The sequence below is a fragment of the Demequina sp. genome, from assembly GCF_024642165.1.
GTDB lineage: Bacteria > Actinomycetota > Actinomycetes > Actinomycetales > Demequinaceae > Demequina.
This window is the reverse complement of sequence record NZ_JAHEBP010000156.1, coordinates 1-3,784: the sequence shown is the minus strand read 5'-3', so window position 1 is coordinate 3,784 and position 3,784 is coordinate 1. Positions and strand designations below refer to the sequence as shown.

Below are 3,784 nucleotides of genomic sequence, written 5' to 3'. Positions count from 1 at the left end.
GAGAGATGCGGTCCCTGCTGCGACACGACGGCATGGACGGGCGTGGCCACCGGTCAGAGGCGGTGACGCACGACGAGGTGCGCAAGGTGAACCTGGTGATCGCGTTCAGCGCCAACCAGGTCGACTACCTGCTGCGGATGGCGCCGGAGGCCAAAGATCGGATTTTCTTGCTGCTGGAGCTGGTGGCGTTCGCGCAGATGCGGGTGCCGCTGGTGGGGGCCGGGGCGGAGGCGCGACTGATGAGTGTGGCGCGGGCGGGGGCGGCGCATCGGCATCTGCTGGCCGGTATCGAGGTGCCCGACGTGCCGGACCCGTTCGGAGGGTCCCGGGCGGAGTATGAGGCGGCGTATGGCGCGATGCGCTCGGCGGTGGATGTGATCGACCGGTGGGTGCGGGGGTTGTGAGCGGTGGCACCGGTGGCTGAGCCGTTGCCGCGGATCCTCGCGCTCCACGCCTTCTACCAGGTGCCCGGCGGCGAGGACCAGGTGCACCGCACCGAGGTCGCCCACCTGCGCGAGCGCGGGCACGAGGTGCTCGACGTCACCGTCGAGAACGCCCAGCTCGCGACGCTCGGGACGGCGGGGAGGCTGCGCGCCACGGTGTCGAACCCGGCTACGGCCGCGATGGTCGCGGAGCACCTCCGCGAGTTCCGGCCCGACGTCGCCTACGTCAACAACGTGTTCCCCGGGCTCTCTGGCTCTGTGATCGAGGCCTGCCGCGCCCACGGCGTCCCGGTGGTGCGCGTGCTGCACAACTACCGGTTCGCGTGCGTCTCCGCCAACTTGTTCCGGGACGGGAAGTTCTGCGACAGCTGTGTGGGCAACCCCGGCGTGGCGGGCATCGTCCACGGGTGCTACCGCGACTCGCGCGCCGTCTCCGCCGTGGCGACCCTGGCGCGGCGCGTCGACCGCAAGGCGAGCGCCGGCGCACACGTGATCGCCATCTCGCGCTACGTGCGGGACGTGGCCGAGCGCGCCGGCATGGACGCGGCGCGCATTACCGTGCGGCCCAACCTGACGGTGCCCGGCGACGCCTCGCCCGCCGACTCCGACGCCGCACCCCGGGAGGTGGTGGTTTTCGCGGGGCGCGACACCCCCGAGAAGGGGCTGCCGGACCTGCTGACGGCATTCGCGCTGCTCCGCGAGCGGCGGCCGGGCGCGCTGCTGCAGATTGTGGGTCCCGAGGCGCCGCGGGAGTTGACCCCCGGGATCCAATGGCTGGGCCGGCTGCCGCACCGCGAGGTGACCGCGCTCATGGCGGGCGCCGGCGCGGTCGCGGTGCCCTCTGTGTGGCCGGAACCGTTCGGGCTGGTGGCCGTCGAGGCGCTGGCGGCCGGGACGCCCGTGGTGGCCGCCGCATCGGGCGGGCTGGCCGAACTCGAAGGCGACGCCGTACGCCTCCACACCCCCGGCTCGCCCCAGAGCCTTGCCGACGCCCTGGACGCGACGCTCGCGCTGCCGCGCGCCGACGCCGCGCAGTCCGCCCGCGCCCGCTACGCCACGGACTTCTCACCCGACACCTGGTACCGGCTCACCATCGAGGCGTTCGCCGGCGCGATGGAGGATGCGCGGGGCTAGCAGCCGGCGACGCCCGCGGTGTCGGAGGCGCGGGTCACGTCCGCCTCGCGAGGACCGGGGGTCAGCACCAGGTCGGGGGGCGTGCGCAGGTAGGAATCCGCCACCAGGTCCCACTCGAGCAGCGTGCTCTGTCCCGGGTCAAGCGTGACCCTCAGCTGCGCGACGCCGCGGCCGTGGTGCGAGTCCGCGGCGAACAGGCCCTCCTCACCGTCGACGGTGAGGGCCTCGATGCCCACGCCCACCGGCGGGTACACCAGCACGTTGGTCTGGAACTCGCCCGGCGGCACAAACCCGCCTCCCACCGCGACGTAGTCCGGCAGGTCCGCGACGTCGCCCTCGTACGAGTGGGTGAGGGTGAGCGCGACAGTCTGGCCCTCCAGCGAACCGTCGGCGCAGAAGTGATCGGTGATCTCCACGGCCGTATCCACGTAGTACCCGATCTTGGAACCCGAGCCGTCGTTCGAGAAGATGCCCAGGGCACGGTCCCTTCCCACGAAGTCACCCGCGATCGCGGTGGTCGCCAGGAGGTCCTGCTCCCCCGCATCGTCCGCCCACAACAGCAGCCGCCCCGCGTCAACCGCCCGCTCCACGCCGCCCAACGTCGAGGCCTCGCCGCTCACCAGCTCACCAAAAAGGACGGACGATGCGCGGGCGAAGAAGGCGTCCTGCTCGTCAGGAGTGGCGAAGGCGGCGTAGGCGTCGCTCATCATCACCTGGGCGAGGTTGTCGCCGTCGATGTCGAACCCGTCGATGGTCATGGCCGGGGCGCCCTCGAGCATCCACCCGAGCGCGACCGGGTCGATGGACAGGACGCCGTCCGCGACGTCGCCGGTCTTCGCCGTCCACTGCTCGCTGAGGATCTCGCCGGTGCGGGGGAACTCCGGCGTGAAGTTCGCGTCCTGCGGGTAGATGGCCATGCGGCGGCTGAAGATGCGCTCCTCATCCTCGGTGAGGGCCGGCGGGGCCTCGCGATCGGTGAGGGTGTAGGCGGGGACGTATCGGCCTAGCGTCATGCGGCCGTCATCGACCGTGACCTCGATGACGGCGCCCGCGATGCCGCCCGTGGCGCGGGGCTCGGCGTTGTTCTGGACCACCACCAGGTAGTTGCGCGGCGCCTCCGCGCCCAGCATGGCGGGGAGCAGTTCTGCGGCGACGTGGGCGTCCTGCACCGTGGTCGCCAGCGAGGAGATCTCCTCGCTGAGCTCGACGAACGGGGTGGCGACCTGCTCGAAGGTGCCCGTGAGGTCCATCGCGTCCAGGGCGGCGCTCTCCGCGGTCAGGGTCGCGGCGGCCTGCTCGAGGGCAGGGCGGAAGGGCTCCAGGACGTACGGGTCGATACGGCCGTCCTCGAAGCGCGGTGGCTCGAGGGCGTCGAGGCTGTCGAGCGCCGCGAGGGGCGCCAGGGCGTCCCTGGCGATCGCGCGGATCGAGGCGCCGGCCTGGCGCAGCGGGCGCGCCTGCTGGGAGACCCACGGCGTGTGCGCCGCGAGCCACCAGTGCGGACCGTCCGTGGCGCCGGCGAAGCGCTGGGCGGACTGCTCGAGGTCCTGAACGCCCGCGCGCAGGGCGGAGGAGTCGCGGGCGTCGACCGCCTCCTGGACGATGCGGGCGTCGCTCTTGAGGTCCGCGGCGGCGCTCTGGAGGTGGACGCCGTCCCAGACGAAGGCGACCACGAACGCGAGGATCGCGACGATGACCGCGGCCACCGGCGCGATGCTCCACCATTCGCGGGCACGGGTTGGGGGGGTTGCGGGGGTTGGGCCCGTGTCCTCGGCCGTGTCGCCCATCGCGCCCTCCCCCGGTCGCCGGTTGCGGCGGCACGCGGGCGACGCGAAGGGCAGCCGTCACCGGCCCTCAGCGCGGCCGCCCCACCCTGCCGCTGAGTCGAGGATAGCCGCGGCACGCGCCGAACGGCATAGCGGGTTATCCACAGGTTTGTGCCGCATCGTCCAGTTTGTCGTGGAATGTCAGACCCGGGTGATGGACTGTTGTCATGAGGTTCTCGGTCACCGATCTCGCAGCCGCGGTAGTCGCGCTCGGCGACTTCGCGGACCGCGACTTCGCGGAACTCTCGGACCACGACGTGACGGTGGCGCACGAGGCCGCCGCGCTGGTGCGCAACCTCGCGGAGGTGCCGCTCGCGGTCGCGTCCCGCACGCTCTCCGAGCGTAGCTCGCTCAACGCGCGGCGGTCCGGCCACCAGTCGA

The 3,784-nt window shown here is 72.5% G+C and carries 4 protein-coding genes; 3 read left to right on the top strand and 1 reads right to left on the bottom strand.

Translation table 11 applies throughout. The annotated features are described in order from the left end of the window. A partial coding sequence (locus tag Q0L54_RS10785; RefSeq protein WP_296668001.1) for a hypothetical protein occupies positions 1–404 on the top strand: 404 nt, incomplete at its 5' end. A 12-nt stretch (positions 405–416) separates the two neighbouring features. Continuing rightward, positions 417–1,577 carry a glycosyltransferase gene (locus Q0L54_RS10780; protein ID WP_296667999.1) on the top strand — a complete coding sequence of 387 codons (1,161 nt, stop codon included), beginning with the start codon at positions 417–419 and terminating at the stop codon, positions 1,575–1,577. Here Q0L54_RS10780 and Q0L54_RS10775 read toward each other — a convergent pair. After that, positions 1,574–3,283, bottom strand: a complete 1,710-nt coding sequence (locus tag Q0L54_RS10775) for a DUF4012 domain-containing protein (RefSeq protein ID WP_296667996.1) — start codon at positions 3,281–3,283, stop codon at positions 1,574–1,576. The genes Q0L54_RS10780 and Q0L54_RS10775 overlap by 4 nt on opposite strands. Positions 3,284–3,570: 287 nt before the next feature. On the opposite strand from Q0L54_RS10775, the gene Q0L54_RS10770 reads away from it, so the two are divergent. Then, positions 3,571–3,784, top strand: a 214-nt coding sequence (locus tag Q0L54_RS10770; protein WP_296667994.1) for a hypothetical protein, incomplete at its 3' end; no start/stop codon positions are given.